At 71.9% G+C, this 26,973-nt stretch carries 26 protein-coding genes and 3 pseudogenes; 19 read left to right on the top strand and 10 right to left on the bottom strand.

Going from position 1 to position 26,973, the window contains the following annotated elements; all coding sequences use genetic code 11:
* Positions 1–17: 17 nt before the first annotated feature.
* Positions 18–770 (top strand): phosphoglyceromutase, encoded by a 753-nt coding sequence (locus AC6JBM_RS40455; protein WP_433613162.1) that lies wholly within the window; start codon positions 18–20, stop codon positions 768–770.
* Between the two features lie 62 nt (positions 771–832).
* Here AC6JBM_RS40455 and phoU read toward each other — a convergent pair whose 3' ends face one another.
* The gene (phoU, locus tag AC6JBM_RS40450) at positions 833–1,498 is read right to left on the bottom strand and encodes a phosphate signaling complex protein PhoU (RefSeq protein WP_350612270.1); all 666 of its coding nucleotides are present in this window, start codon (positions 1,496–1,498) and stop codon (positions 833–835) included.
* 152 nt (positions 1,499–1,650) lie between these two features.
* On the opposite strand from phoU, the gene AC6JBM_RS40445 reads away from it, so the two are divergent.
* The gene (locus AC6JBM_RS40445; RefSeq protein ID WP_497979096.1) at positions 1,651–2,751 is read left to right on the top strand and encodes an ATP-binding protein; all 1,101 of its coding nucleotides are present in this window, start codon (positions 1,651–1,653) and stop codon (positions 2,749–2,751) included.
* Between the two features lie 68 nt (positions 2,752–2,819).
* A pseudogene (locus AC6JBM_RS40440) lies at positions 2,820–3,512 on the top strand (winged helix-turn-helix domain-containing protein); the annotation flags it as partial.
* Positions 3,513–3,527: 15 nt separating this feature from the next.
* On the opposite strand, the gene AC6JBM_RS40435 reads toward AC6JBM_RS40440, so the two are convergent.
* Entirely contained in the window at positions 3,528–4,160 is a 633-nt protein-coding gene (locus AC6JBM_RS40435; RefSeq protein ID WP_497979095.1) for a PilZ domain-containing protein, read from the bottom strand.
* Between the two features lie 80 nt (positions 4,161–4,240).
* Between AC6JBM_RS40435 and AC6JBM_RS40430 the strand changes: the two genes are divergently transcribed.
* Positions 4,241–4,462, top strand: a complete 222-nt coding sequence (locus AC6JBM_RS40430) for a hypothetical protein (protein ID WP_497979094.1) — start codon at positions 4,241–4,243, stop codon at positions 4,460–4,462.
* On the opposite strand, the gene AC6JBM_RS40425 is transcribed toward AC6JBM_RS40430, so the two are convergent.
* Positions 4,433–5,263: a DUF3109 family protein gene (locus AC6JBM_RS40425; RefSeq protein WP_497979093.1), complete on the bottom strand. Its 831-nt coding sequence runs from the start codon at positions 5,261–5,263 to the stop codon at positions 4,433–4,435. The genes AC6JBM_RS40430 and AC6JBM_RS40425 overlap by 30 nt on opposite strands.
* Before the next feature lie 61 nt (positions 5,264–5,324).
* Here AC6JBM_RS40425 and AC6JBM_RS40420 point away from each other — a divergent pair, with 61 nt between their 5' ends.
* Positions 5,325–6,254 (top strand): Ppx/GppA phosphatase family protein, encoded by a 930-nt coding sequence (locus tag AC6JBM_RS40420; protein ID WP_497979092.1) that lies wholly within the window; start codon positions 5,325–5,327, stop codon positions 6,252–6,254.
* Positions 6,255–6,294: 40 nt separating this feature from the next.
* Positions 6,295–7,098 (top strand): sugar phosphate isomerase/epimerase family protein, encoded by an 804-nt coding sequence (locus AC6JBM_RS40415; RefSeq protein ID WP_497979091.1) that lies wholly within the window; start codon positions 6,295–6,297, stop codon positions 7,096–7,098.
* Positions 7,099–7,863: 765 nt separating this feature from the next.
* On the opposite strand, the gene AC6JBM_RS40410 is transcribed toward AC6JBM_RS40415, so the two are convergent.
* Both AC6JBM_RS40410 and AC6JBM_RS40405 read right to left on the bottom strand, forming a co-directional pair.
* Entirely contained in the window at positions 7,864–8,064 is a 201-nt protein-coding gene (locus AC6JBM_RS40410; RefSeq protein ID WP_433082962.1) for a cold-shock protein, read from the bottom strand.
* 185 nt (positions 8,065–8,249) lie between these two features.
* Positions 8,250–8,843, bottom strand: a complete 594-nt coding sequence (locus AC6JBM_RS40405; protein ID WP_497979090.1) for a CGNR zinc finger domain-containing protein — start codon at positions 8,841–8,843, stop codon at positions 8,250–8,252.
* 77 nt (positions 8,844–8,920) lie between these two features.
* Between AC6JBM_RS40405 and AC6JBM_RS40400 the strand changes: the two genes are divergently transcribed.
* The 9 genes from AC6JBM_RS40400 (at position 8,921) to AC6JBM_RS40360 (ending at position 17,348) form a co-directional block, all read left to right on the top strand.
* Positions 8,921–9,841, top strand: coding sequence for a proline dehydrogenase family protein (locus AC6JBM_RS40400; protein ID WP_497979089.1), 921 nt, complete (start codon positions 8,921–8,923; stop codon positions 9,839–9,841).
* Positions 9,842–9,948: 107 nt separating this feature from the next.
* Complete coding sequence (locus AC6JBM_RS40395) at positions 9,949–11,400, top strand: basic secretory protein-like protein (protein ID WP_497986636.1); 1,452 nt, start codon at positions 9,949–9,951, stop codon at positions 11,398–11,400.
* A gap of 27 nt (positions 11,401–11,427) precedes the next feature.
* A complete protein-coding gene (locus tag AC6JBM_RS40390; RefSeq protein WP_497979088.1) occupies positions 11,428–12,783 on the top strand; it encodes an efflux RND transporter periplasmic adaptor subunit in 1,356 nt (451 codons plus the stop codon).
* Positions 12,780–13,478, top strand: coding sequence for an ABC transporter ATP-binding protein (locus AC6JBM_RS40385; RefSeq protein ID WP_497979087.1), 699 nt, complete (start codon positions 12,780–12,782; stop codon positions 13,476–13,478). The genes AC6JBM_RS40390 and AC6JBM_RS40385 overlap by 4 nt, the downstream gene beginning before the upstream one ends.
* The gene (locus tag AC6JBM_RS40380; RefSeq protein ID WP_350612257.1) at positions 13,475–14,659 is read left to right on the top strand and encodes an ABC transporter permease; all 1,185 of its coding nucleotides are present in this window, start codon (positions 13,475–13,477) and stop codon (positions 14,657–14,659) included. The genes AC6JBM_RS40385 and AC6JBM_RS40380 overlap by 4 nt, the downstream gene beginning before the upstream one ends.
* Positions 14,660–14,803: 144 nt before the next feature.
* The gene (locus tag AC6JBM_RS40375; RefSeq protein WP_033363444.1) at positions 14,804–15,019 is read left to right on the top strand and encodes a helix-turn-helix domain-containing protein; all 216 of its coding nucleotides are present in this window, start codon (positions 14,804–14,806) and stop codon (positions 15,017–15,019) included.
* A 221-nt stretch (positions 15,020–15,240) separates the two neighbouring features.
* Positions 15,241–15,342, top strand: coding sequence for a 30S ribosomal protein bS22 (locus tag AC6JBM_RS40370; RefSeq protein ID WP_007465623.1), 102 nt, complete (start codon positions 15,241–15,243; stop codon positions 15,340–15,342).
* 78 nt (positions 15,343–15,420) lie between these two features.
* Positions 15,421–16,491 (top strand): NAD-dependent epimerase/dehydratase family protein, encoded by a 1,071-nt coding sequence (locus AC6JBM_RS40365; RefSeq protein ID WP_497979086.1) that lies wholly within the window; start codon positions 15,421–15,423, stop codon positions 16,489–16,491.
* A complete protein-coding gene (locus AC6JBM_RS40360) occupies positions 16,488–17,348 on the top strand; it encodes a lysophospholipid acyltransferase family protein (protein WP_433082973.1) in 861 nt (286 codons plus the stop codon). Before AC6JBM_RS40365 ends, AC6JBM_RS40360 begins: the two co-directional genes overlap by 4 nt.
* A 14-nt stretch (positions 17,349–17,362) precedes the next feature.
* Here the strand turns inward: AC6JBM_RS40360 and AC6JBM_RS40355 are convergent, their stop codons facing one another.
* The 3 genes and pseudogenes from AC6JBM_RS40355 to AC6JBM_RS40345 all read right to left on the bottom strand — a co-directional run bounded on the left by AC6JBM_RS40355 (position 17,363) and on the right by AC6JBM_RS40345 (position 20,656).
* Positions 17,363–18,256: an HAD family hydrolase gene (locus tag AC6JBM_RS40355; RefSeq protein ID WP_497986635.1), complete on the bottom strand. Its 894-nt coding sequence runs from the start codon at positions 18,254–18,256 to the stop codon at positions 17,363–17,365.
* A 425-nt stretch (positions 18,257–18,681) separates the two neighbouring features.
* Positions 18,682–19,578, bottom strand: a pseudogene (locus tag AC6JBM_RS40350) (DUF5667 domain-containing protein); the annotation flags it as partial.
* Between the two features lie 160 nt (positions 19,579–19,738).
* Positions 19,739–20,656 carry a sigma-70 family RNA polymerase sigma factor gene (locus tag AC6JBM_RS40345; protein WP_497979085.1) on the bottom strand — a complete coding sequence of 306 codons (918 nt, stop codon included), beginning with the start codon at positions 20,654–20,656 and terminating at the stop codon, positions 19,739–19,741.
* 607 nt (positions 20,657–21,263) lie between these two features.
* Here AC6JBM_RS40345 and AC6JBM_RS40340 point away from each other — a divergent pair.
* From AC6JBM_RS40340 to AC6JBM_RS40330, 3 genes and pseudogenes are all read left to right on the top strand, one after another.
* Entirely contained in the window at positions 21,264–22,790 is a 1,527-nt protein-coding gene (locus tag AC6JBM_RS40340; RefSeq protein ID WP_497979084.1) for an AMP-binding protein, read from the top strand.
* A pseudogene (locus tag AC6JBM_RS40335) lies at positions 22,787–23,005 on the top strand (glutaredoxin family protein); the annotation flags it as partial. The gene AC6JBM_RS40340 and the pseudogene AC6JBM_RS40335, both read left to right, overlap by 4 nt.
* Positions 23,006–23,050: 45 nt before the next feature.
* On the top strand, positions 23,051–23,680 hold the full coding sequence (locus tag AC6JBM_RS40330) for an HAD family hydrolase (protein ID WP_497986634.1): 630 nt from the start codon (positions 23,051–23,053) through the stop codon (positions 23,678–23,680).
* On the opposite strand, the gene AC6JBM_RS40325 is transcribed toward AC6JBM_RS40330, so the two are convergent.
* Both AC6JBM_RS40325 and AC6JBM_RS40320 read right to left on the bottom strand, forming a co-directional pair.
* Complete coding sequence (locus tag AC6JBM_RS40325) at positions 23,669–24,313, bottom strand: response regulator (RefSeq protein ID WP_350612251.1); 645 nt, start codon at positions 24,311–24,313, stop codon at positions 23,669–23,671. The genes AC6JBM_RS40330 and AC6JBM_RS40325 overlap by 12 nt on opposite strands.
* Positions 24,314–24,424: 111 nt before the next feature.
* Positions 24,425–25,729 carry a sensor histidine kinase gene (locus AC6JBM_RS40320; protein WP_497979083.1) on the bottom strand — a complete coding sequence of 435 codons (1,305 nt, stop codon included), beginning with the start codon at positions 25,727–25,729 and terminating at the stop codon, positions 24,425–24,427.
* Positions 25,730–26,138: 409 nt separating this feature from the next.
* Between AC6JBM_RS40320 and AC6JBM_RS40315 the strand changes: the two genes are divergently transcribed.
* Positions 26,139–26,861: a redox-sensing transcriptional repressor Rex gene (locus AC6JBM_RS40315; protein ID WP_350612249.1), complete on the top strand. Its 723-nt coding sequence runs from the start codon at positions 26,139–26,141 to the stop codon at positions 26,859–26,861.
* Positions 26,862–26,973: the final 112 nt, after the last annotated feature.

The raw sequence follows: 26,973 nt of genomic DNA, 5'->3' as shown, positions 1-26,973 counted from the left end.
TACGGGACCATGGGGTTATGAGTGAAGTCGGGACACTGGTGCTCTTGCGGCACGGTGAGAGCGAGTGGAACGCCAAGAACCTGTTCACCGGCTGGGTCGACGTGGACCTCAGCGCCCAGGGAGAGGCCGAGGCCCGCAGGGGCGGCGAGCTGATCCGTGATTCCGGTCTCCTGCCGGATGTGGTGCACACGTCAGTGCTGCGCCGTGCCATCCGCACCAGCGAGATCGCCCTGCACACCGCCGACCGGCACTGGATCCCCGTCCAGCGCAGCTGGCGGCTGAACGAGCGGCACTACGGCGCCCTGCAGGGCAAGAACAAGAAGCAGACGCTGGACGAGTTCGGCGAGGAGCAGTTCATGCTCTGGCGCCGCTCCTACGACACGCCCCCGCCGGCCATCGCCGACGACGACGAGTGGTCGCAGGCGGGCGACGCGCGCTACGCGGCCCTGCCACCGGAGCTGCGGCCCAAGACCGAGTGCCTCAAGGACGTCGTGGCCCGGATGCTGCCGTACTGGTACGACCAGATCGTCCCCCAGCTGCTGAGCGGCCGGACGGTGCTCGTCGCGGCCCACGGCAACTCGCTGCGCGCGCTCGTGAAGCACCTCGACGGCATCTCCGACGAGGCGATCGCCAAGCTCAACATCCCGACCGGCATCCCGCTGCGCTACGACCTCGACGCGGCGCTGAAGCCGATCACGGCCGGCGGCACCTACCTGGACCCGGAGGCGGCCAAGGAGGCGGCCGCCGCGGTCGCCAACCAGGGTCGCTGATCACGCACGACACGAAAGGGGGCCGGGTCGACGACCCGGCCCCCCTTTTTCGTTCGCTGACGTCAGTCCTTGACGGCGTCGCGGGTGTCGAGCGTCTCGCCCGTGACGAGGAACACGACGTGACGGCCGGCATTGACGGCGTGGTCGGCGTACCGCTCGTAGAACCGCCCGAGCAGCGCCCCGTCGACCGCGGCCTCCGTGCCCTCGGCCCAGCCGGGCGCGAACATGATCCCGAACAGGTCCGTGTGCAGCTTGTCCATGGCGTCGTCGTCGCGCTCGAGCTGCCCGGCGGCGACCACGTCGAGCTTGGAGATGGCCGAGGAGATCTTCCCGGCGATCCGGTCCGCCACCGTGCCCATCTGCTCGAACGTCGCCACCAGCGGCTCCGGCACGGCGCGGGCCGGGTGCCGGCGCAGCGCGGTCTTGGCCACGTGGTCGGCGAGGTCGCCCATGCGCTCGAGGTCGGCCGCGAGGTGCAGCGCGGTCAGCAGCAGCCGCAGGTCGGAGGCGACCGGGGCCTGGCGGGCGCACAGGTCGTAGACCTTGTCCTCGACCAGCCGGTAGAGCGCGTTGACCTCGGCGTCGCGGGCGATGACCTCCTCGGCGTCGGTCTGGTCGGCGTTGAGCAGGGCGTTGGTGGCCCGGCTCATGGCCGAGCGCACCGCGTCGGCCATCCACACCAGCAGCTTGTTGACCTGCAGAAGATCGGCACGGTATTCGTCGCGCATAGTGCTCCCATCGTTGTGACCCTCACCGTATGGCCCGAACCCGGCACACCTGGTGAACAGTGGCCGCCAGCAGGATGAACACTGGACCACATGAGCCCGATTCGTGCCTTCGTGCGCGCTGGATGCGCTAGATGGTCTCCTACCATCGGATCGTGGATTGGAAGTTCCGGCAGGCGAAGTCCGAGGGTCCGGCGGTGACCGACATCCTCGACGCGCTGCAGGTCGGGGTGCTCGTGCTCGATGAGGGCGACCGTCCCGTGCTCGCCAACGCGGCGGCGCGGGAGATGGGCCTCGTCCGGCAGCGCCAGGGTGGCAGCGCCGAGCCGACCGAGGAGGCGCACACCATCGTGCGCACGCTCGCGGGCCAGGTGCGGCGCACCGGCATCACCCGCGTCGTCGAGCTCGACCTGCCCCGCCTGACGCACGGCGAGCCGCTCGGTGTCAACGTGCGGGCCAGCGCGCTCGACGGCGGCCGGGTCGCGATCGAGGCGGCCGACGTCACCGAGGCGCACCGGGTCGCCCGGGTGCGCCGGGACTTCGTCGCCAACGTCAGTCACGAGCTCAAGACCCCGGTCGGCGCGCTGCAGCTGCTGGCCGAGGCGCTGCTGGACGCGACCGACAAGGACCCCGCGGCCGCCATCCGCTTCGCCGAGCGGATCAAGCACGAGTCGTCGCGGCTGGGCCGGTTGGTCTCGGAGCTGCTCGAGCTGTCCCGGCTGCAGGGCGCGGAGCCGCTGCCCGAGCCGGAGCCGGTCGACGTCGACAAGATCACTGCCGAGGTGCTCGACCGGGCCAAGACCCCGGCCTCGGCCAAGGAGATCGAGCTGCGCTTCACGGGCGCGCGCGGGCTGAAGGTCTACGGCAACGAGAACCAGCTCGTCACGGCCGTGGCCAACCTGGTCGAGAACGCGATCGCGTACTCGCCGGAGCACACCGCGGTCACCGTGGCCACCAGCGAGGACAACGGGTACGTCGAGATCGCCGTCATCGACCAGGGCATCGGCATCGAGCCCCGCGACCTCGACCGCATCTTCGAGCGGTTCTACCGCGCCGATCGGGCGCGCTCCCGGGCCACCGGCGGCACCGGGCTCGGCCTCGCGATCGTCAAGCACATCTCCACCAACCACGGTGGCCGGGTGACGGTGGCGAGCACAGTAGGAGTTGGCTCGACGTTCACGTTGCGGCTGCCTTCGCGTCCGACGGAGGCCGCGTTGACGCTACCGCCGTCAGTTGAGATCGGAGGGGCCCCATGATCGTTACGCAACAGCAACCTTCCACCCGCGGTTCGCAGCGCAGTGCGGTTCCCCGGCAGCTACGAAAGGACAGCACGTTGGCGCGCGTACTCGTGGTCGAGGACGAAGAGTCGATCTCGGACCCGTTGTCGTACATGCTTCGCCGCGAGGGCTTCGAGGTCTCGATCGCGGCGACCGGCACTGAGGCCATGACCGAGTTCGACCGCACCGGCGCGGACATCGTCCTGCTCGACCTCATGCTGCCCGAGATGTCCGGCACCGAGGTGTGCCGGCAGATGCGGCAGAAGTCCAATGTGCCGATCATCATGATCACGGCGCGGGACAGTGAGATCGACAAGGTGGTCGGCCTGGAGATCGGGGCCGACGACTACGTCACCAAGCCCTACTCGCCCCGCGAGCTGGTCGCGCGCATCCGCGCGGTGCTGCGCCGCCAGGTCGACACGGTCGGCGAGCTCGCCCCGCCGACGCTCTCGGCCGGCCCGGTGCGCATGGACGTCGACCGGCACGTGGTGACCGTGGCGGGGGATGCCGTACAGCTGCCGCTCAAGGAATTCGAGCTGCTCGAGCTGCTGCTGCGCAACGCCGGCCGGGTGCTCACCCGCGGCCAGCTGATCGACCGCGTCTGGGGTGCGGACTACGTCGGCGACACCAAGACGCTGGACGTGCACGTCAAGCGGCTGCGCTCCAAGATCGAGCCGGAGCCCTCGGCGCCGCGGTACATCGTCACCGTCCGCGGCCTCGGCTACAAGTTCGAGCCGTAGGCCGGCGGGCCCGCCCTACCCGGCGTTCGCCACGGATTCGCGGTTGCGCCTGCGCTCCTCCATCTCGCGGCGCAGGACGTAACCGCGGATCGCGCGGCCGATGAGCTCGCTGGTCTCGTACGTGATGATCACGTCGTAGGTGGCGTTCTCGGGATCCCGCCGGACGAACAGGACGGTCCCGCTGAGCGTGATCGACTCGGACTCCAGCGAGACCTTCACGTCGACGCGGTCGTCGCGCTCGAAGCGGTCCTCCAGCATCCGGCACCGCACGCCGCCCTCGGACAGGTCGATGACCCTGCCCTGGTACGTCGAGCCGCCGTGACGCACCTCGACCCACTCGCCCCCGCCGCCGCGCACGTAGTTGCGGCGCGTCTGCAGGCGGATCGAGCCGACCGCCTCCAGCGACCAGCGGGGCGGTTGTTCGCGGCTGAGCTCGACGAGGCGCACGTCCACGGCCTGGCGCCGGTCGCCCGCCACCCAGGCGAGCTCCATGGACGCGCCGACCTTGGGCACGTCCGCCGGTATCACACCGAAGGGCGCGGCCACGGTCAGGCGCTTGCCACTCATGTCCTCGACGCGGGACTGATAGGCCTCTCCGTCCATCAGCACCACGTCGACCAGGGCGTTGATCGTGGGCAGGCTCGTCACGCCCGGACCTTCGGCTCACCCGGACGAGACTTGAGGAGTCCGGCCTCACGACACGCCCGGCTGCCGTAGCGTTCTGCCTGGTGCGCAGCTTCAACACCGGCCCGGCCGGCTTGCTCATGATGGTCGTCGGCCTGCTGCTGGCGGTCAGTTCCGCCTATACCGCCTTCGCCCAGGCCCGCTGGCCGCGGCTGCTGCCGAGCATCCTGATCGGGCTGTCGCTGGTGGCGGTGGGCTACTCGCTGGTCGCGCGGGCCCGCCGTTCCCGCTCCGGCTCAGACCGGTCTGATGGGGATGAGCTTTAGGTTCCTGGCCCCGGTGGTCGCCGGGTGCTCGGCGATCATGCCCTGCTCGGCCCGCGCCGCGCAGAGCTCCGCGAGCCGCGCATACGCCGATTTGCCGATCAGCGCCGTCAGCTCCGGTTCGTACTCCTGGTAGAGCCGCTTCGCCCCCACGTGCGCCTCCGGGGACGAGGTGCACCACCAGTGCAGGTCGTGGCCGCCCTCGCCCCAGCCGCGACGGTCGAACTCGCCGAGCGTGGAGACGAGCACCTTGGTGCCGTCGGGGCGCTTGCGCCAGTCCTGGTCGCGGCGCACCGGCAGCTGCCAGCAGACGTCCGGCTTGTATTCCAGCGGGTGCACGCCGTCGCGCAGCGCCTGGCCATGCAGGGCGCAGCCGCCCCCGCCCTCGAAGCCCGGGTCGTTCTGGAAGACGCAGCCGCCGCCGGGCCGCGTGGCCGTGCGCAGGGCCTTGTTCTTGCCGTCGATCGTGTCGTTCTCGGTCCACCGCTTGAAGCCGCGGCGATAGTGCTGCCAGTGCTCGGGCGTGAGCTTCTTGACCGCCGCCCGCACCCGCTCCTGGTCGTCGTCGTCGGTGAAGAAGGCGCCGTGCGAGCAGCAGCCCTCCTCGGCGCGCCCCTCGATGATGCCGTGGCAGCCGGTGCCGTAGACGCACGTCCAGTTGGACAGCAGCCAGGTCAGGTCGGCGCGGATGAGGTGGTCGGCGTCGGCCGGGTCCGAGAACTCGAGCCACTCGCGCGGGAAGTCGAGGTCGACCTCGAGGCTGCGCGGGTCCTCGAGGTCCTCGACCTCGACGTGGATGTCCATTCGACGAAGCGTACGCCGTCCTCCGCGCGCGGCCGAAACCCCACGCGGATACGGTTTGACCATGCGACTCGGTGTGCTCGACGTCGGTTCCAACACGGTCCACCTGCTGGTAGTCGACGCCCACCACGGCGCCCACCCGTGGCCGGCACACTCGCAGAAGGCCGAGCTGCGCCTCGCCGAGCGCATCGGCGGCAACGGCGAGCTGACCAAGGCCGGTGCCGACAGCCTCATCGCCGCGGTGGCCCAGGCCCGCGACGCCTCCGCCCGGCTGGAGACCGACGACCTGCTCGCCTTCGCCACCTCGGCCGTGCGCGACGCGAAGAACTCGGCCCGCGTGCTCAAGCGCGTGCGCGAGGAGACCGGCGTCGACCTGCAGGTGCTCTCCGGCGAGGCCGAGGCCATCATGACCTTCCTGGCCGTGCGCCGGTGGTTCGGCTGGTCGGCCGGGCGGCTGCTGGTGATGGACATCGGCGGCGGGTCGCTGGAGCTCGCCGCGGGCATCGACGAGGAGCCGGACGTGGCGCTGTCGGTGCCGCTGGGGGCCGGGCGGCTGAGCCGGGAGCGGCTGCCCGGGGATCCGCCGTCGGCGAGTTCGGTGGACGCCTTGTGCGAGTACGCGGAAACCGTCGTCGGCAAGGTCGCGCCGGGACTGCTCGTGAGCGGGTGGGACCGCCCGGTCGCCACCTCGAAGACCTTCCGCACCCTGGCCCGCCTGGCCGGGGCGGCCCCGAGCGGCGCCGGTCCGCGGGTGTCGCGCCGCCTCACGCGCACCGGCCTGCACCAGGTGCTTTCCTTCATCCGCCGCATGTCGTCCTCGGCGCTGGCCGAGATCGACGGCGTCAGCCCCGGCCGCGCGCACCAGATCCTCGCCGGCGCCGTGGTGGCCGAGGCCACGATGCGGGTGCTGGGCATCGACGAGGTCGAGATCTGCCCGTGGGCGCTGCGCGAAGGAGTGATTCTTCGCCGGCTGGAAGTGCTGGAGTCGAGTTGATCGACAGGAGACGCTACCCGAATCGGGCTAGCCTGGTGGTGTGAGTCGCCAAGTTCCGGTCCTGTTGTCCACCTCCTCGGTCTTTCCCGAGCCGACCGCGGCCGGCTTCGAGATGGCCGCCCAGCTCGGCTACGACGGCGTCGAGGTCATGGTCTGGTCCGACGCGGTCAGCCAGGACTCGGGCGCGCTGGCGGGGCTCTCGAAGCACTACAACGTGCCGGTGCGCTCCGTGCATGCCCCGTGCCTGATGGTCACCCAGCGGGTGTGGAGCCCCGACCCGTGGGAGCGCCTGCGCCGCGCCGCCGAGCTCGCCGACACGCTGGGCGCCGACACCGTCGTGGTGCACCCGCCGTTCGCGTGGCAGCGCGACTACGCGCGCACGTTCTCCTCCGGCCTGCTGCGCCTCGGGCGGCAGTTCCCCGGCATCCGCTTCGCCGTGGAGAACATGTTCCCGCTGCGCGGGGTGGGCCGCGAGTTCGTGCCCTACGCGCCCGGCTGGGACCCGACGCTGACCGGGTTCGACGCCTACACGCTGGACCTCTCGCACTGCGCCGCCTCGCGCACCGACGTGATGACGCTCGCCGACACCATGGCCGGCAACCTGGCCCACGTCCACCTCGGCGACGGCACGGGCAAGGGGCGCGACGAGCACCTTGTTCCGGGGCGGGGGAGCATGCCGTGCGCGAAGCTGCTGGCCTCGCTCGACTCGCGGGGCTTCACGGGGTCGGTGGCGGTCGAGGTCGGGACTCGAAAGGCGGGGAGCCGGGCGGAGCGGGAGGCTGATCTGGCCGAGTCGCTGCGGTTCGCTCGCCAGCACCTTGCCACGCCGTCGCCGGTCGCCTGAGCCGCTGCTTGCGGGCCGCGCCACCTTGTTCCGCGTGTGCTGTTGCGCCGCTGGCCGTCGCTGATGGCGGACCGAAGCGGCGCTTCGCGGCGCTCGCTGCTTGCGCCGGTTGGCCGCGCTCGTCAGCGGCGCTTGCTGCTTGCGCCGGTTGGCCGCGCGCTCGTCAGCGGCGCTTGCTGCTTGCGCCGGTTGGCCGCGCGCTCGTCAGCGGCGCTTGCTGCTTGCGCCGGTTGGCCGCGCGCTCGTCAGCGGCGCTTGCTGCTTGCGCCGGTTGGCCGCGCGCTCGTCAGCGGCGCTCGCCGCTTGGTGGCGCACCCGTTCCCTGGCATGTGCCGTCGTTCGTGGCCGACCGATGCGGCGGTTTAGGGCGTCACCGGTTGTGCCGCTGGCTGGCGTGGCCGGTTCCTGGCGTCTGCCGTCCCTAGCGGCGAACCAAAGCGGCGATTTGCGGCACGTGCCGCGCCTGTACGCGCCGCGTGCCGCGGCACCGGTTGCGCCGCGTGCCGCACCTGTACGCGCCGCGTGCCGCGGCACCGGCCTCGGCATCTCCTACCGCGCCCGGACGCGCCACCTGCTCGGGAGGCCGCTTGAGCTGCGCAAACGTCGCGCGGTGCCGACGGTGAGGCGCGCGAATCGGATTTATCGCCTGTCAGGGTATAAATCCGATATGTCGCGGCGCGAAGCGCCCGACATATCGCGCAGCAAAGCGAAACGGCCCCGACCGCGGGAGTGGTGCGCGGGCCGGGGCCGTCTCCGAAGTCGGCGTCAGATCTTGCGTACGGACTCGGCCTGGGGGCCCTTGGGACCCTGCTTGATCTCGAACTCGACGCGCTGGTTCTCGTCGAGGCTGCGGTAGCCGTCCGACTGGATGGCAGAGAAGTGGACGAAGACGTCGGCTCCGCCGTCGACGCTGATGAAGCCGAAGCCCTTCTCAGCGTTGAACCACTTCACGGTTCCCTGGGCCATGGTGCTGTTTCTCCTTCGTAGGGCGTTGTGATCCGGTGACGTACCCGGTGTCGGGGGCCGGCCGAGAACAGAGGCCGGCACCGCATCGCCCAAGCCCGCGTGTCCGACTTGTCGGACGCACGGTAAAGCGAACCACAAGACGCAAGATATGCCGAAGTTGCCCGCGCCGGAGGCGTTTCCAGGACTTACGCCGTCACGACCGCCCGATCGGCGTCAGCCACCGGGCTCGCCGCGGGCTGCAGCGGGGCCGCCGCGCTCGTCTCGGCGGCGCGCTTGCGGGCGCGATGGGCCGCGACGTGGGAGCGGGTGGCGCAGCGCTCGGAGCAGAAGCGGCGGCAGCAGTTGGACGACGTGTCCAGGTAGACGTTGCCGCAGCGTTCGTCGGCGCAGACGCCGAAGCGGGTGCTGCCGTGCTCGCACAGCCACACGGCCAGGCCCCAGGCCGCGCCGGCCAGGAGCTCCGAGCTCACCGACGAGCCGCGGCCGGTCACGTGCATGTGCCAGTCGTGGGTGTCGTGCCCGGAGATGCGCGGCTGCATCGGGTAGGCCTCGAGCAGCGCGTTGAGCTCGGCCACGGCGGCCACGTCCCGGCCGGAGGAGCCGTGCTCGAACACCTCCCGCAGCCGCTTGCGGGCCCGGCGGAAGGCGACCAGGTCGCGCTCCGTCGCCTCGGCGGTCTGCCAGCTGTCCTCGCCGAAGAGGGCAGCAAGATCTTGCATGCTTTCGAGCGGCGCGTTGACGATGTCGACGGCGGTCCGCGCATACGCGTCGAAGTCCACCCGACCAAGGTAGTCAAGAAATGCCACAGTGGCGACCAGGCGTCACCGGCGACGGCGGATCTGTTTACGCTCGGCTCATGCTCAGATCGGTCATCCTCGCCGCCGCCCGCTCCACGAGGGTCGAGCGGCTCGTTGAAACCGCCCCGGTCAGCCGCAGCATCGTGCGCCGCTTCATCGCCGGGGAGCACGCGGACGACGCGCTACAGCGCACCCGCGAGCTCGTCGCGGACGGACTCTCCGGCACCCTCGACTACCTCGGGGAGGACACCACCAACCCGCACCAGGCCGAGGCGACCCGGGACGCATACCTCAAGCTCCTCGACGCGCTGCACGCCGCCGAGCTGACCCCGGCGGCCGAGGTCAGCCTCAAGCTCTCCGCGCTGGGCCAGGTCTTCGACGAGAAGGTCGCCTACGAGCACGCCCGCGCGATCTGCGCCAAGGCCAGCGAGTCCGGCACCACGGTGACGCTGGACGCCGAGGACCACACGACGACCGACTCGACGCTGGAGGTGCTCGCCCGGCTGCGCGGGGAGTTCCCGACCACCGGGGCGGTCCTGCAGGCGTACCTGCGCCGCACCGAGGCCGACTGCCGGGAGCTCGCCGTCGCGGGCTCGCGGGTCCGGCTGTGCAAGGGCGCCTACAAGGAGCCGGAGTCGGTGGCGTACCAGAGCCGCCTCGACGTGGACAAGTCCTACGTGCGCTGCCTCAACGTGCTCATGGCCGGCGGCGGGTACCCGATGCTCGCCACCCACGACCCGCGGCTGATCGGCATCGGCGAGGACCGGGCGAAGTGGTACGAGCGCACCCCGGACGAGTTCGAGTTCCAGATGCTCTACGGCGTGCGCCCCGAGGAGCAGCTGCGCCTCGCCCGGCTGGGCTACACCGTGCGGGTCTACCTGCCGTACGGCACGCAGTGGTACGCGTACATGATGCGCCGCCTCGCCGAACGCCCCGCCAACGTCGGATTCCTGGCCAGGGCGCTGCGGTCGCGGGTCTGACAACGCTCTGAGCGAGCCCGGGGAAACGGGCTCTTCGTCACATCCGGAGCTTCTCGTCCGTATGGGCGACGCGACGCCTTGACCGTCTCACGTACGGTCCGGCAGTGATGGTTGGGGATGAACGCAGGTACGCGGACGTCGACGACGTCACCGCGACCCGCCCCGCCATTCCCCACCAGCGCGGCGAAGCCCGCCATGAAGCCCGCCATCACGTCCCCGGCGAGCCCGCCCCGCCCCGCGGCGGCACCGTCTTCCGGCTGGCCCTGCTCGCCTCGCTCGCGGTGCTGGTGGGCGCCCCCGCGGGCGCGATCGCCTACGCCACGGCCCGGCACGAGCGCTCGGCGATCGTGTCCGGCCAGGACCTGGCCGGGGACGAGAGCGTCCAGAGCGGCGGGCGCGCCGGGGCCAAGGCCGGGCAGCCGGGCGCCCCGGACGCGACCGCGAACGCGCTCACCCCGAACGCGCTGCCCAACACCCTCGACGGCCGGATTCGCAAGGCCCTGCGCGACCAGGCGGCCGCGCTGCTCGGCGGCGACGAGGACGGCTTCCTGCGCCCCGTCGACCCCTCCGCGGACGGGCTGCGCGAGGACCTCGCCCGCCGGTTCGGCTCGCTGCGCCAGTTGCAGGTGAAGGTCTGGCAGCCGCAGGCCGACGGCGCGGCGAAGACCGGGCCCGGCGGCACCGCGACCGTGACGGTGCGGGTGAGGTACTGCTACGTCGTGACCACCTGCGACCCGATGGAGCTCGCGGCCGACACGCGCTGGAAGGTCACCGGCGAGGGCGTCACGCTGCTGGAGTTCGGCACCTCCACCGAGCTCGGCCCGCGCCCGTGGGAGGTCAGCGAGCTGCGCACCGCGGTCGGGAACCGGGTGGTGATGGCGACGACCGCGCGGTACGCGTCGCGGCTGCCCGCCATGCTCGCCGCGGCCGAGCAGGCGGCCGGGCTCACCGACACGTTCGCGCGCTGGGGGCCGCCGCCGGCGCGGTACGTCGTCTACCTGGCCGGGCCCGACGAGTGGGCGAGCTGGTACGGCATGCGGCCGGAGGCGTGGGTGATCGGCTTCGCGCTGCCGCTCACCTCGAGCGCGACCGAGATCGTGCTCAACGCGAACCGGGTCGACACCAAGCAGACCCTCGACGTGCTGCGCCACGAGTTCACGCACGTCGTGACGCTGTCCGGGGTCGAGAAGTCGTACGAGCACACGTGGTGGCTGGTCGAGGGCATCGCGGAGTACGTGCGCGTCAAGGGCAGCGGCAAGCCCTTCGACCAGATGGGCGACGTGCGCGCCTACCTGCGCGGCGGGCGCTGGAAGAGCGAGATCGCCCTCGACGACCCGCCCGCCGACGCGAGCACCGCGGACGTCAGCGGCCGCTACGGCGTGGCCTACCTCTCGCTGCAGCGCCTGGCCGACCGCTACGGCGAGGACAAGCTGCTCGAGTTCTTCGACTACGCCGCCCGCCAGGGGATCTCGCTCGACGACTCGGCCCGCAAGGCGTTCGGGGCGAGCTGGAACGAGGTGGCGGACGACTGCGCCCGCTACGTGCGGGCACGCGCGTAGCGCAGTGACGTATCTACACTGACGAGCGTGTATCGCGTCCCCTCGCGAACGATCGCCGTCGCCGTGCTGATCCTGGTGTCGCTCACCGGCGCGTCGTGCTCGGGCAACGACTCCGGCATCGGCCTGGGCAGCGCCGGGCGCGGCGACGTGGCCGAGGTCGTCGACGCCCCCGCAACCATCACCGCCCGGGCCGCCGCCACGCTCACCGCGGCCGCCGACGGCACCCTGATCTCGCTGAGCGTCAAGCCCGGCGACACCGTCGCGGCCGGCCAGGTGCTCGCGGTCGTCGACTCGCCCGGGGCCCGGCGGCGGCTCGAGGAGGCGGGCGCGGCCCTCGACGCGCTCAAGAACGCCGGGGGCGGCGGCGCCGGGGTCAAGAACCTCTCCGCCCAGCAGCGCAGGACCGACGACGCCGCGGCCAAGGCGTTCTCGGACGCGCGCGCCGCGGCCGCGCAGATCGCCGACGTGGCCGTGCGGACCACGCTGACCACCCAGATCGACCTCGCCGAGCGGACCTACCAGGAGGCGGCCGCCTCCGCGCGGGCCGTGATCCAGAGCGTGCAGCGGGGCCTGGCCAGCGTCTCGCAGGCGATGGCGGCGCTCACCCAGGCCCAGCGCGCCCAGGCCCAGTCCGCGTTCGACCTGGCCCAGACCACCGTCGACCAGCTCACCCTGCGGGCGCCGGTCGCCGGGGTGGTGCAGCTCGGCGGCACCTCGGCGGCGAGCGCGTCCTCGATCACCGACCTGCTCGGCGCGGCCACCGGCGGTCAGGCGCCGGTCTCGGTGCCGACGGGCGGGGCCGGTGCCGGCGGCGCCGGGCCGGGCGTCGACCCCGCGGTGCCGGTCGGCGGCCGGGTGAGCGCGGGCACGGCGATCCTGACCGTGGTCGATGTGTCGGAGCTGGGGCTGATGGCCGAGGTCGACGAGACCGACGTGCTGCTCGTCCAGCCCGGCGTCACGGCGAAGGTCGAGCTCGACGCGGCCCCGGGCGCGACCTACGACGCCACGGTGACCTCGGCCGACGTGCTGCCGAGCACCTCGGCGCGGGGCGGGGTGGCGTACCGCTCGCGGCTGCGGCTCGGCACCGGGACGTACGACGACGGACGCCCGGCCCCGAGTCCCCGTCCGGGCATGAACGCGGTCGCGCACCTGCAGGTCCGCTCGATCCGCGACGCGGTGACCGTCCCGGCCGCGGCGGTGTTCAACGTCGGCGGCAAGGACGTCGTGTGGCTGGTGCGGGGCGGCCGGGCGGTCCAGCAGCCGGTGAGCGTCGGCGTGTCCGGCCAGGACCGCATCCAGGTGCTCAGCGGTGTCAGCGACGGCGACCAGATCGTGGTGCGCGGCACCGACAAGGTCAAGCAGGGCATGGAACTGCCGCGATGACCGCGGCCCTGGTCGCGGAGCGGGTCACGCGGGACTACGCGCTGGACGGGGTCACCGTCGCGGCGCTGCGGGGCGTGAGCTTCACGATCGACGCCGGCGACTACGTGGCGATCATCGGGCCTTCGGGCTCGGGCAAGTCGACCCTCATGCACCTGCTCGGCGGGCTGGACCGGCCCACCTCCGGGCGGCTGCTGCTCGGCGGCCGGGAGGTGGCCGGCCTCGACCCCCGGGAGCTGGCCCGGCTGCGCAACGAGACCATCGGCTTCGTCTTCCAGTCGTTCCATCTGCTGGCCCGCACGAGCGCGGTCGACAACGTGGCGCTTCCCCTGGTGTACCGCGGAATGCGCGCATCACAGCGGCGCCGGCGGGCGGTCGCGATGCTGGAGCGGGTCGGGCTCGGCCATCGCCTCGACCACCGCCCCAACCAGCTCTCCGGCGGCGAGCAGCAGCGGGTGGCGATCGCCCGGGCCCTCGTCACCGACCCGCAGGTGCTGCTGGCCGACGAGCCGACCGGCAACCTCGACACCAGCAACGGGCAGGCGGTCCTCGCGCTGCTGGAGACCCTCAACCGCGAGCAGGGGGTGGCGCTCGTGATCGTCACGCACGACCGCGAGGTGGCCGCCCGCGCCGACCGTCAGATCGTCATGCGCGACGGCGAGATCGTCGAGACGCCGCCCGCCCCGGAGGCGCCGTGAGGTTCGCGGAGGCCTGGCGGGTCGCGCTCGACGCGTTGCGCGCGAACCGGCTGCGCAGCATGCTCACCATGCTCGGCGTGATCATCGGGGTCGCGGCCGTCGTCGTGCTCGTGGCGATCGGCACCGGCACCAAGCAGGAGATCGAGCAGCAGGTCGAGGGGCTCGGCTCCAACCTGCTCATCGTCGTGCCGGGCCAGGTCAACCTCGGCTCCGCGCCGTCGGTCTCGCGGATGGACCTCTCCGACGTCGACGCGGTGTCGAAGATCGTCGGTGACCGCAACCGGGTGGCGGTGACCGTCGCCTCCGGCGAGACCGTGGCGGCCGGCCACGCGGAGACCTTCGCGAGCGTCAACGGCGTCATCGAGACGACCCCGAACGTGTTCGTGCGCCATCTGGCCCGGGGGACGTACCTGACCCGCTCCGACGTCGACACCCAGCGCCGGGTCGCGGTGCTCGGCTGGAGCGTCGCCCACAAGCTCTTCGGCGACCGGGACGCGGTCGGCCAGCAGCTGACCATCGCGGGCGTGCGGTTCCGGGTGAGCGGCGTGTTCGAGCAGCTCGGGCAGAGTCTCGGGATCGATCGCGACAACGAGGTACACGTGCCGATCACGACGGCCCAGCGGCTGCTCGCGACCAACCGGGTCGACGGGATCGCGGTCAACGCGCCCGACCGCGACGAGATCGGCGACCTGTCCGCGCGCATCATCGCCGAGCTCACCCGGCGCCACCCCGGCACCCAGTTCAGCGCCGTGACCCAGGAGCAGATCCTGGGCGTGCTCGGCGACATCCTGGGCGTGCTCACCGGCGTGCTGGCCGCCATCGCCGGCATCTCGCTGCTGGTCGGCGGGGTGGGGGTCTCCAACATCATGCTCGTCTCGGTGCGCGAGCGGACCAAGGAGATCGGGCTGCGCAAGGCCGTCGGCGCCCGCCCGCGCGACATCGGGGTGCAGTTCCTGCTCGAGGCGGTGCTGCTGACCACGCTCGGCGGCGTGATCGGGATGGGGCTCGGCATCGGGGCGGCCCTCGTCGTCGCCGCGCTCTCGCCGGTGCCGGCCGCGATCACCTGGTGGTCGCTCGCGCTGGCCTTCGGCGTCTCCGCCGGGGTCGGGATCATCTTCGGCGTGGTGCCCGCCCAGCGGGCCGGGCGCCTCGACCCGGTCGTCGCGCTGCGCACGGAGTGATCAATTATCGCGGAAAGATTCCGTCGATCCTGGGGTGCAAGTCACAGGCGTACCGTTACCGTACTGGTAACACGCTGATTGAGTAACGCTCGATCCGGGGCTGCCGGGCCGAGCGCTGGGCGAGCACGCTGGTCGGAGGTCGCGATGTCGAGCACGCCACACACCACCGAAGGCCGGTTGGGCGAGGTCAGGTTCCTGACTGTCGCCGAGGTGGCCACCCTGATGCGGGTGTCCAAGATGACCGTCTACCGCCTCGTCCACGCCGGAGACCTGACCGCGGTCCGCGTCGGCCGGTCGTTCCGGGTCCCGGAGCACGCGGTCGACGCCTACCTCCGCGAAGCCTTCCGCGAGACCGCCTGAGCACGCGCCCGGCGTCACCTCCGCTGCATGGCGGTGAACGACGTGTGTCGATGCTGCACCCCTGCCGGGCGGCCCCGCCGCTCCGCCGTGCATCGCTCGATGGTGATCTTCGCCGGGGCCGTTTTCCGATCCAGCGGCGATGCGGCTACCCTTGAACGGCTAACCATGTCTTCGGCGTGCCAGCGATGGCACGCGTTCCGCTGTATCGAGGAGATGCTCGTATGGGCTCGGTGGTCAAGAAGCGCCGCAAGCGTATGGCCAAGAAGAAGCACCGTAAGCTGCTGCGCAAGACCCGCGTCCAGCGTCGTCGTCTCGGCAAGTAGCGTCCCCGTTCATCGCCCGGCGACCGGTCTCGGCTCCGGCCGGGTGATGAGCGTGCGCTTCGCTGTGATCGGAGCCGCGTGACCGCGTCGCCCAGCGTCGTTCTCGTGACCGGGGTGAGCCGGTATCTCGGCGCACATCTGGCCGCACGGCTCGCCGCCGACCCGCGCATCGAACGCGTTGTCGGTGTCGACGCCACGGTGCCCGCCGGCGACCTCGCCGAGGTGCTGACCGCCGCCGGGTCCAAGATCGACGTACACCAGATCGACCTGCGCACCCCGGGGGTGCTGCGGGCGATGGTCGACGCCCGCGTGGAGGCGGTGGCGCACCTCGCCGTGGCCACCGCGACCGACCAGCACGGCGGTCGCGCGGCCATGAAGGAGCTCAACGTCATCGGCTCCATGCAGCTGCTCGCCGCCTGCCAGCAGGCGCCGCGGCTGCGGAAGCTGATCGTGCGCTCGTCGACGGCCGCCTACGGGGCCTCGTTCCGTGACCCGGCGATCTTCACCGAGGACACCGAGCCGCGCGAGGTGCCCCGCGGCGGGTTCGCCAAGGACGTGCTCGACATCGAGGGCTACGTGCGCGGCTTCCGTCGCCGGCGCCCCGACGTGGCGGCCACGGTGCTGCGCTTCGCGCCGTTCATCGGCTCCGCCGTGGACACGCGGCTGACCCGGTACTTCGACCGGCCCGTCGTGCCCACCGTGCTCGGCCGCGACCCGCGCCTGCAGTTCCTGCACGTCGACGACGCGTTCGAGGTGCTGGTGCGCTCGGTCACGCAGCCGCTCCCGGGCACGTTCAACGTGGCCGGGGCGGGCACGCTGACGCTCTCGCAGGCGGTGCGCCGCGCGGGCCGCGTCACCATGCCGGTGCTCGAGCCGGGCCTGAACGCGCTGGCCGGCCTCGGGCGCGCCGGGGTGTCCCTGGACCAGCTCGACCTGTTCGTGCACGGCCGCGTCGTCGACACCACGAAGCTGATCCGCGCGTTCGGCTTCACCCCGCGGACGACCGCGGAGGCGTTCGACGAGTTCGTCCGCAGCCGCAGGGCCAACGAGCTGCTGCCCGCGGATACGATGCGCTCGGTCGAGCAGGCGTTGCTCGACGGCTTTCGCAGGACACGTGCGGCGCGGGCCGCGTTGGAGCGTGGCGAATGACTGACCCGGATCTCCCGGACGTCTGGGACGATCGGGTCGCCGGCGCGCTGGCCTTCCTTCGCGAGCGGCTGACCGGCGAATACGAGATCGACGGCTTCGGCTTCGACCGGCACCTCACCGACGGCGTCTTCCTGCCGCTGCTGCGCCCGCTCTACAACCAGTGGTTCCGCACCGAGGTCGCCGGGTCCGAGCACCTGCCCAAGGAGGGCGCGGCGCTCGTCGTGGCCAACCACTCCGGCACGCTCGCGCTCGACGCGCTGATGCTCTCGGTCGCCGTCCACGACGAGACCGCGGCCGAGCGGCACCTGCGGCTGCTCGGCGCCGACCTGGTCTTCCGCATGCCGTTCCTGTCCGAGGTGGCCCGCAAGTCCGGCGCCACGCTGGCGTGCAACCCCGACGCCGAGCGCCTGCTCGCCGAGGGCGAGCTCGTGGGCGTGTTCCCGGAGGGCTTCAAGGGCATCGGCAAGCCGTTCGCCGAGCGGTACAAGCTGCAGCGCTTCGGCCGCGGCGGGTTCGTCTCGGCGGCCCTGCGCACCGGCACCCCGATCGTGCCGGTCTCGATCGTCGGGGCCGAGGAGATCTACCCGATGATCGCCAACATCCGCCCGCTGGCCCGGCTGCTGGGCGCGCCGTACTTCCCGGTCACGCCCACCTTCCCGTGGCTGGGCCCGCTCGGGCTCGTGCCGCTGCCGAGCAAGTGGCTGATCGAGTTCGGCGAGCCGATCCCGACCGAGGAGTACGTCGACTCGGCCGACGACCCGATGGTCGTGTTCAACCTCGCCGACCAGGTCCGCGAGACGATCCAGCAGACCCTCTACAAGTTGCTGGACCGCCGCCCGGACGCCTTCTCGGCCTGACTCAGGACCTTCGCTCAGGACTTCGCTGAGGACTCCGCGGGCTGGGCCGCCGCCTGCACGGACCGGGCCGCCGTGCGACGCCGGCGCTTGCGCATCGCGGTGAACGTGGCCACGCCCCCGATCACGACCCCCGTCGCCAGCGCGGCGGGGATGGCGATCTTGGCGGCCTTCCGCCCGGTGCGGAAGTCGCGGATCTCCCACCCGCGCTTGCGGGCCTCGCGGCGCAGCGCCGGGTCCGGGTTCACCGCGACCGCGTAGCCCACCGTGGAGAGCATCGGGGCGTCGTTGATGGAGTCGCTGTACGCCGCGCAGCGGGTCAGGTCCAGCCGCTCGGCCAGCGCCAGGGTGGTGATCGCCGACGCCTTCTCGGGCCCGTGCATGAGGTCGCCGACCAGGCGCCCGGTGTAGACGCCGTCCTGGATCTCCGCCACGGTGCCGATCGCGCCGGTCAGGCCCAGACGCGCGGCGATGATCCGGCCGAGCTCGACGGGTGCGGCGGTGACGAGCCACACGCGCTGCCCGGCGTCGATGTGCAGCTGGGCGAGGGCGAGGGTGCCCGACCAGATGCGGTCGGCCATGAGCTCGTCGAAGATCTCCTCGCAGAGCCGCTCCATCTCATCGACCTTCCAGCCGGCGATGAAGGCGAGTGCGGCCGACTTGGCGCTGGAGACGGTGCCCGCGTGCTCGGAGGCCAGCAGGCGGAAGCGGGCCTGCTGGTAGGCGAAGCGGGCGAGGTCGCGGCTGGTGAAGTACTTGCGCTTGGCCAGGCCGCGAGCGAAGTAGTAGATCGACGCGCCCTGCATCATCGTGTTGTCGACGTCGAAGAACGCCGCCGCGCCGGGGTCGGACGGGATCTCCAGGGCGGCCTCGACCTCGGCCGCCGCCCAGCCGGCAGCGGAGACGACGATGCGGCCGCTCGGCCGGCGGCGGCGCAGCGCGTTGGGACGGATCGGCACGTCGAACTCCCTTCGATGGCGACGCCCTGGGCGACGGGCTGAGCATCCGTCGGACTCCGGACGAGCCAACGGTACAAGCACCAGACAGCAACAGGGCCCGGTGACGTGCACCGGGCCCTGTCATGTCGCGGTCATGTCGCCGCGTTGAATCAATGCAGCAGCCAGTCGAGCAGGCCGCCCTTCTCGGACTTCGTCGGGGCCGGCGTCGGGTCGGAGACCGAGTTCGCGTTGGGCGCGGCCGGGGCCGACTCGGTCGCCGAGGAGTTCGCGGCGCCGGAGGGAGCGGTGGCGGGGGAGTGCCCGCCGGTGCCGTTCCCGCCCGGGTTGCCCTGCACCGGGGCGCCGGGCTGCTGGTTCGAGGTCCCGTTGCCGGTCTTGCCGCTCGGGCGGCACGCGGCGCTGCCCGGCACGGGGCCGAGCGAGTCCGGCGCGGTCACCGCGGCCGAGCCGCACTTGACGAGCGGGCGGAGGGCCTTGGACCGGTGGTCGATCTCGTCGAGCAGGGTGACCGACTTGCTCGCGCGGGTGCGGGCGTCGCCGCTCGTCCCGGTCTTGAGCCGCTCGGCCGCCCCGCGCTGGTTGGTCACGAAGCCGTCGATCGCGTCCAGCGCCGCGGTGTCCTTGTGGGTCATCGCGGTGGCGGTCAGGAGCCGGACGCCCTCGAGCGTCTCGCCGTCCATGTCGTCGAGCACCGAGGAGAGCCCCGTCGGGTCCTTGACCGCCTGGGCCTCGTCGAGCCGGGTCCGGGCGAACTCGAGGTACAGCTGACCGCGGCTGATGTCCGAGCCGGCCAGCGCGAGCTGGGCCTTCTCGGTCGATCGCTTGACGGAGTAGAGCGCGTCACCGGGCATCGCGTCGCCGCTCGCGGCCGACATGCCGGAGAGGGCCAGGGTGCCGGCGGCGAGGCCGACGACGATGGCGCCTCGGGTGCGCGTCCGGCGACTGACGGCCGGTCGGCTCCCGGCGGGCCGGCGCAGCGAGCGCAGGCTTACCCGGTGGGTCGGCTCGGGCTCGGGCGCCGTGGCGGTCGCTCCGATGCCCTCGCGTTCGATCGTGGCCATGAGCATGGCCCGTAGACCGTCGCGGAACTCCTGCTGCGCCTCCACCCGGATCGGCATGTCGCCGAGCCGCTGTCCGACCGACACAAGGTCGGTGAGGGAGTCGTCGAGCGTGGTCCTCGTGTGGTGTCGCCGGGCCCCTTTGGCCTCGTCGAGGAGCTGAGCGAGTCGCTCAGCCCGTCGACGATGGAAGACGGAGCCAATCACCTGAGGCACCCCCCTTCGCTGATCGCGTCACTCAGGCGCGGCAGGGCAGCGGGATGGTGGGCCACCGCGTCCGCCGTGCGCCATGCCGACGGTCGCATCTGGACCAACGGTGCAACACGGAGGCTGGTTACGGCGCCTGCGGGGGCACTGTAACCGGAGGTGACAGCCGTCACGGCTGGAATCCGTCGGGGAGCAGCCGGGCGAGCGCGCGTACCGCACGGTACTGCAACGCTTTGATGGCTCCCTCGTTCTTGTTCATGGTCTGCGCGGTCTCGGCGACGGAGAACCCGTGCAGGAACCGCAGCACGATGCACTCCTGCTGCTCGGGGTTGAGCTGCTTGACCGCCTTGAGCAGGTCCACGTTGGTGATGTGGTCGATGACGGCCGCCTCGGGGCTGCCCTCGGGCCCCCGGTCGGGCCGGTCCGCGTCGAGCACGTCGCCGGTGGTGACCTCCAGCCGGTACCGGCCGGACTTGAAGTGGTCGGCGACGAGGTTGCGCGCGATGGTGACCAGCCAGGCACCGAGGTCGCGACCCTGCCACGTGAAGCTGCCGATGCGCTTGAGCGCACGCAGGAACGTGTCGGAGGTCAGGTCCTCGGCGAGCTGGCGGTTGCCGACGCGGAAGTACACGAACCGGAAGACCGTGTCGAAGTAGCGGTCGTATAGGAGTCCGAATGCCGCACCGTCTCCGGCCTGGGCCCGCTCGATGAGCGCCCAGACCTCCGACGCCGGGTCCCCGCGGTCGGGGCGCGTCGGCTGCGGCGGGACGGGCTCGCGCGGGCCGGTCTCGGTCAGCGTGTCGGTGCCGACGACGTCCTGCGGGATCGGCACGGTCTCCTCGCCCAGCAGCCCGGCCCCGGCGCCGCCGGCGGGCTTGCCGTTCATCCCGGCGTTGGGTCTTGCGTTCGGTGCCGGACCCGAGCGTGCGGGCGCCTCGTTGGTGTGGGGGCGCACGCGCGTGCGCGGAACGCTGCCTCCCTCACCGCGGATCACCGTGGCGAACATGTCGCGCATCGAGTCACGCAGCATCGACAGCCCACCGGCGAGTTCGTGTTCAGCGTTGAACACGTGCTGGTAACCGCTCATGCTTCGTAAGCCCGGACATAGGGCTTATTCGGCGCGATCACGGGCACTTCGGCCTCCTCGGGGTGAGGGGTGTCAACTCGCAACAAATGGGGTGAGTCGACTTCGGTGATAATAGGTCCGGCGTCACCCGCGTGTGGGCGGCTCTTGATGTGAGGGCACATTCTGTTCACGGATCCGTGTGCGATCGGCGCACATGCTGTCCGTCACTTGGCCGCGACGCGCCGTACGACACGCCGCTAAACCGGAAAAATGGTGCGAAAACGGCCTCGCCGCACCCCGGCATCTCACGTCCGTTGCACACGTTTGGGTGGTCTCTTACTCAGTCGGCGTGTCGGCCCTGCTGTGTTTTCCGCTCCCCTCGGTCGTTCCCTGCGGGGAGCCCCGCTCCCGCACACCCACTCCCGCCCGTCGGCCGGCCCGGTCGGCCGGGAGTCGGATGTGCCGGCGCGGCCTCCACGGGCCGTTGCCGTGAGCACGATGGCATGGAAGAGGGTGATTGGTGACGGGTGATATTCCAGTGCCCGCGCTCTCACCCTCGGCGCCCCCTCGGCGGCGGCCCGCAGACGGCTCGGGCCTCGATGCCGCGCGGGGCGCTGTGGAAGACTCCGTGACCGTGCAGGATGTCTCTCATTCAGCCGCCGGCAACTTCGCCGATGCCGTGCGGCGCGCCGCCTCCGCCGGCGGCGCCCGTCCCGCCCTGCGCTCGCACGACGCCGAGCTGACCTGGGCCGAACTCGACCGCCAGGTGGACGCCGTCGCCGCCGGCCTCGGGGCCCTGGGCCTCGGCGCCGATGAGCGGGGCCGCGCCCGGGTCGCCATCGCCCTGCCCAACGTGCCCGAGTTCGCCGCCGTGTTCTTCGGCGTGCTGCGGGCCGGGCTGGTCGCGGTGCCCGTCAACCCCGCCTACACGGCGCGCGAGCTCATCCACGTGCTGTCCGACTCCGGCGCGGCCGTGCTCGTCGCCACCGGGCCGGTGCTGGAGGCGCTCGGGGACGCGGCGCCGGCGGTGCGGTACCAGCTCGGCAGGGGCCTCACCGGATTACTCAGTGACCCCACCGCCGTCACTCGGGTGGAGGCGGTCGGCGGCGGTGAGGACCTGGCCGTACTCCTCTACACCTCCGGCACCGCGGGCGCGCCGAAGGGCGCCATGCTGCCGCACCGGGCCCTGCTCGCCAACCACGAGCAGCTGGCCGGCATCGAGCCCGCCCCGGTTACTCAGGACGACGTCCTGCTGCTCGCCGTGCCCCTCTTCCACGCCTACGGCCTCAACTCCGGCCTCGGCGCCGTCGCCTACCACGGGGCGTGCGGGGTACTGGTCGAGCGCTTCGACCCGGCCGACTCGCTGGAGGCGATCGAGCGCCACGGCGTGACCGGGGTGGTCGGGGTGCCGCCGATGTTCATCGCCTGGTCGCTCATGGGCGAGCGGCTCGCGCGGGCCTGGTCCGGGGTGCGCCTCGCGGTGTGCGGCGCCTCCCCGCTGGACCCGGCGGCCGAGCGGCGCTTCGCGGAGACGACCGGGCGCGCGGTGCACCAGGGTTACGGGCTCACCGAGGCGGCGCCGGTGCTGACCAGCACGCTGGCGAGCCCGTCGATCAAGCCTGGCTCCATCGGCCGGCCGATCCCCGGCGTGCGGGTGCGGCTCGTCGACTCCGCGGGCGAGGACGTGCTCGACGACGAGGACGGCACCAGCGACCCCGGCGAGATCGTGGCGTGCGGCGCCAACCTCTTCCGCGGCTACTGGCCCGACGGCGAGGGCGGCCCGGGCGCGGACGGCTGGTGGGCGACCGGCGACGTGGCCTACGCCGACGAGGACGGCGACCTGTTCATCGTGGACCGGCTCGGGGAGCTGATCCTCGTCAGCGGCTTCAACGTGTACCCGCACGAGGTCGAGTCCGTCCTGGCCGCGCACGAGTCCGTGGTGGAGGCCGCGGCGCTCGGGGTGCCGCATCCGTACACCGGCCAGACCGTCAAGGCCGTCGTGGTGCGCGTCCCGGACTCCCAGGTCACCGCCGAGGAGCTGATCGCGCACTGTGAGCGCAACCTGGCCCGGTTCAAGTGCCCGACCGCGGTCGAGTTCGTCGCCGAGCTGCCGCACTCCGCGACCGGCAAGGTGCGCAAGGGGGTGCTGCGGTGACGACGAGGCTCACGCTGTACACCCGCCCCGGCTGCCACCTCTGCGACGACGCCAAGGCCGTCCTCGACCGCGTCGGCGAGCCCTATCAAGAGATCAACATCGAGGACTCCGAGGAGCTGGAGGACGAGTACGGCTTCCGCATCCCGGTGCTGATGCTGGACGGCAAGGAGCACGGCTACTGGCGCGTGGAGGAGGACCGGCTGCGGCGCGATCTGCGGCTATCCTCACCCTCCCGGGGGGTCAGGCAGAACGCCCCACGGGTGAAGCACCTGGTGTGGGACTGGAACGGGACCCTGCTCGACGATCTCAAGCTCGTGGTCGACGCCACGAACGTCTGCCTGGCCACGGTCGGCGGGCCGGTGATCACCGCCGAGGAGCACCGCCGCGACTTCCGCCGGCCGATCCTGGACTACTACGCGCACGTGCTCGAGCGCCCGGTCGACCAGGTGGAGTTCCAGCTGCTCGACGACGCGTTCCACGACGCCTACCGGCAGCGGATGGGCGAGGTGCGGCTGGCCCCGGACGCGCTGGAGGCCATGGCGAAGTGGCCCGGCAGCCAGTCCCTGCTGTCGATGTTCTTCCACGACGAGCTGCTGGTCGAGGTCGAGCGGCACGGGCTGGGCGCCCGCCTGGTGCGGGTCGACGGCCTGCCCGGGACCGTCGGCGGGCACCGCAAGGCCGCGTTCCTGGAGCGGCACCTCAAGGCGCTGGAGCTCGACCCCGCCGACGTGGTGATGATCGGCGACTCCGTCGACGACGGGGACGCGGCGCGCTCGGTGGGCGCCTCGGCGGTGCTGTACGCCGGCGGCTTCACCGACACCGCGCTGCTGAAGGCGACCGGGCTGCCGGTGGCCTACACCCTGGTCGAGGCCGTTTCCCTAGCCCTGTAGGTAGGTGAGCACCGCGAGCACCCGGCGGTGCTGCTCGTCGTCCGGCGGCAGGTCGAGCTTCGTGAAGATGTTCTTGACGTGCTTCTCCACCGCGCCGTCGGTCACGACCAGCTTGCGGGCGATGGCGGTGTTGGAGCGGCCCTCGGCCATCAGCCCGAGCACCTCGCGCTCCCGCGGGGTGAGGCTGCGCAGCGGGTCGTCGCGCCGGCGGCGGACCAGCAGCTGGCCGACGACCTCGGGGTCGAGCACGGTCGCGCCGGCCGCGACCCGCCGCATCGCGTCGAGGAACTCGGCGACCTCGGAGACGCGGTCCTTGAGCAGGTACCCGACGGCTCCGGCGCGGTCGGCGAGCAGGTCGTCGGCGTAGGAGACCTCGACGTACTGCGACAGCACGAGGATCGGCGTCTTCGGCACCCGGGCGCGGGCCTCGACCGCGGCGCGCAGCCCCTCGTCGGTGTGCGACGGGGGCATCCGCACGTCCACGATCGCCACGTCGGGCCGGTGCTCGACGACCGCCTCGACCAGACTGGGACCGTCCCCGACGGCGGCGAGGACCTCGTGGCCGCTCTCGGTGAGCAGGCGCACCAGGCCCTCGCGCAGCAGAACCGCATCATCCGCAACGACTACTCGCACGCGGGTGATACTAGTGCCGGTCTCGCAGGTCTTTCGTGCCCGCGGAGCGGGCATGGGGGGTCCGGGGTGGGAACCCCCCCCGGCGCGCTCTACGCCGGAGGCGTCGCCAGGCTAGGACATGGGCAGGATGGCGACGACTTTGGTGCCGGCGTCGAGCGGGCTGGTCACGGTGAGTTCGCCGCCCGCCGCGCGGACGCGATCGGCCAGGCCGGTCAGCCCGTGCCCCTTGGCGAGGCTGGCGCCGCCCACCCCGTCGTCCTCGACCGTGACCAGCATGCCGTAGGCCGAGCGCTGCAGCGTGACCTTGACCTCGCTGGCGTGGGCGTGCTTGGCCACGTTGGTGAGGGCCTCGGCGACGACGAAGTACGCGGTCGTCTCGATGTTGTCGGCCAGCCGCTCGAGCTCGGGCACCTCCAGGTCGACCGGGACGAGCGAGCGGCCGGCCAGGGCGGTCAGCGCGGCCCGCAGCCCGCGGTCGACCAGGATCGGCGGGGCGATCCCGCGGGACAGGGCCCGCAGCTCCTCGAGGGTCTCGCGGGTCTGCGCGAGGGCCTCGGCTACGGTAGCCCGGGCGGCCGCCGGGTCGTGGTCGAACTGCAGGTCGGCGCGGCCCAGGTCCATGGCCAGGCGGACCAGCCGTTGCTGCGGGCCGTCGTGGATGTCGCGCTCGAGCCGGCGCAGGGCGGTCGCCTCGGCCGAGACGGCGGCGGTGGTCTGGGCGCGGGCCCGGTCGCGGCTGCGCTCGGCCTCGTAGATCCGCTCGCGCAGCTCGTTGACCCCGCTGAGCAGGGCGCGGGCGAAGAGCGCCTCGATCAGGGCGACGCCGCGCACGACGGGCACCAGGGTGAGGGCGAAGACCAGGCCGATCGCGGTGTGGAACAGCAGGCGGGTGCCGGTGCCATTGCCGAGCCCGAGCAGCTCCGGCAAATCGTGGTAGCCCGGCCCGCGGGGGATGGACCAGTCCCACAACACCGTGCTCAGCCCGCCGAGCGTGCCCGCCCACCAGGTCACCACGAACGCGAAGGCGAACGTGCTGGGGATGATCCGGAAGACGCCGTGCAGCAGGTCCAGCCACGACTGGCCGTCGGTGAGCGGGACGAACGTGCGGCGCCAGAACCCGGCGCGGGGGCCGGCCTTCTTGTAGTACGGGTGGGGCAGGTGCGTGCGCAGCACCGGGCCGATCCGGGCGCGCTCGAGGGTCGCGAAGCCGCGCGCCTGGAAGATCGTGGCGAACATGATCGGGAAGCCCACCGTGAGGACCATCAGCCCGAGACCGAGCGAGAACCCCGTGACGCACAGCACGATGGTGATGATCGACAGGGGGAAGCCGAGCAGCACGTACTGCGTGTCGATGCCCAGCTGGCGGAGGATGCGGGAGAAGCGGCCCGGGCCGAGCGGGGTGATGGTCGTCGTCATGTCATTGACGCTAGGCATCGTGGCCCCCGCCTCCCATCCCGCCGTCCAGCCACTTGATGGTAGGGGCAGCCCTACTGGAAAAACGTGTAGTGTCGCTACGTAAGGCAAAATCACGACCGCGTGTCGGGTGCACCAAATGCCGGATTTGTGCAAATAATGGCCGGAGCGCCCGCCCGCTGCCGACCGCGTCGGAGAAAGGGGGCACCACGTGCCGCGGGGGCATTTCTCGTGTGCGCGATCCGCACGGGCGGGCGCTGACCTCTACGTGGTGGGCGCCGATTCTTCAAGATCGCGATTTGTGCACGGCTTCACAAGCGCCTACTCTGTTGCAACGACGAATCCCGCTAGCACAGGCGGTAACCGCCATCGTGAGCGGGCTCGTACACCGTCGTCGTCGTCTCGGAGACTCATGAGCCAGCAGCGCACCGGCACAACGGACGGACCGGACTTTCCGGACCTTCCGGAGGCGACCGTCGCCAGGCTTCCGGAGTACCTGCGCGCCCTGCATCACCTCAGTGAGGATGGGCACGACACGGTCTCATCGGAGGGTCTGGCCGCGGCCGCGGGGGTCAACTCCGCCAAGCTCCGCAAGGACCTGTCGCATCTCGGCCGCACCGGCACCCGGGGCGTCGGCTACGACGTGACCCTGCTCATCGACCAGATCGAGCAGGTGCTCGGGCTCACCCACCGCCGGGCCGTCGCGCTCGTCGGCGTGGGTAATCTCGGTCACGCCCTCGCCGGCTACGCGGGCTTCGGCACCCGGGGCTTCCGCATCGCCGCCCTCTTCGACGCCGACCTCGGCCGCGTCGGCGAGCAGATCAACGGCCTGACCGTCCGGCACATCGACGAGCTGCCCGAGACCGTGCTGCAGGAGCAGATCGCGATCGCCGTGATCGCCACGCCCGCGCACGCCGCGCAGCACGTGGCCGACCGGCTCGTGGCCGCCGGCGTGACCAGCGTGCTGAACTTCGCGCCGTGCGTCTTGAACGTCCCCGAGGGCGTCGACGTGCGTAAGGTCGATCTGGCCATCGAGTTGCAGATCCTGTCCTTCCACGAGCACCGCAAGTCGGCCCTCACGGCGCTGCCGGCGGTGCAGAAGCCGCAGCACAACGGAGCGGAGGTGGCGTCGTGAGCGGTTCGGAGCGAAGCGGAGAGGCCGCTCACCGGCAAGCACAGTTGCAGGCGCGACGGCACCGGAGCGAAGCGGAGGTGTCGTCGTGAGCGGTTCGGAGCGAAGCGGAGAG

It is taken from the genome of Dactylosporangium thailandense (assembly GCF_059739745.1).
This window is presented reverse-complemented; position numbering and strand designations above follow the sequence as displayed.

Excerpts from the sequence above, each read along its gene's own strand:
- AC6JBM_RS40410 (WP_433082962.1), bottom strand. The coding sequence starts at position 8,064 with ATGGCCCAGGGAACCGTGAAGTGGTTCAACGCTGAGAAGGGCTTCGGC.
- AC6JBM_RS40385 (WP_497979087.1), top strand. The coding sequence starts at position 12,780 with ATGACCGCGGCCCTGGTCGCGGAGCGGGTCACGCGGGACTACGCGCTG.
- AC6JBM_RS40395 (WP_497986636.1), top strand. The coding sequence starts at position 9,949 with ATGGTTGGGGATGAACGCAGGTACGCGGACGTCGACGACGTCACCGCG.
- AC6JBM_RS40420 (WP_497979092.1), top strand. The coding sequence starts at position 5,325 with ATGCGACTCGGTGTGCTCGACGTCGGTTCCAACACGGTCCACCTGCTG.
- AC6JBM_RS40370 (WP_007465623.1), top strand. The coding sequence starts at position 15,241 with ATGGGCTCGGTGGTCAAGAAGCGCCGCAAGCGTATGGCCAAGAAGAAG.
- AC6JBM_RS40345 (WP_497979085.1), bottom strand. The coding sequence starts at position 20,656 with ATGAGCGGTTACCAGCACGTGTTCAACGCTGAACACGAACTCGCCGGT.
- AC6JBM_RS40320 (WP_497979083.1), bottom strand. The coding sequence starts at position 25,729 with ATGACGACGACCATCACCCCGCTCGGCCCGGGCCGCTTCTCCCGCATC.
- AC6JBM_RS40425 (WP_497979093.1), bottom strand. The coding sequence starts at position 5,263 with ATGGACATCCACGTCGAGGTCGAGGACCTCGAGGACCCGCGCAGCCTC.
- AC6JBM_RS40315 (WP_350612249.1), top strand. The coding sequence starts at position 26,139 with ATGAGCCAGCAGCGCACCGGCACAACGGACGGACCGGACTTTCCGGAC.
- AC6JBM_RS40375 (WP_033363444.1), top strand. The coding sequence starts at position 14,804 with ATGTCGAGCACGCCACACACCACCGAAGGCCGGTTGGGCGAGGTCAGG.
- AC6JBM_RS40400 (WP_497979089.1), top strand. The coding sequence starts at position 8,921 with ATGCTCAGATCGGTCATCCTCGCCGCCGCCCGCTCCACGAGGGTCGAG.
- AC6JBM_RS40360 (WP_433082973.1), top strand. The coding sequence starts at position 16,488 with ATGACTGACCCGGATCTCCCGGACGTCTGGGACGATCGGGTCGCCGGC.
- AC6JBM_RS40455 (WP_433613162.1), top strand. The coding sequence starts at position 18 with ATGAGTGAAGTCGGGACACTGGTGCTCTTGCGGCACGGTGAGAGCGAG.
- phoU (WP_350612270.1), bottom strand. The coding sequence starts at position 1,498 with ATGCGCGACGAATACCGTGCCGATCTTCTGCAGGTCAACAAGCTGCTG.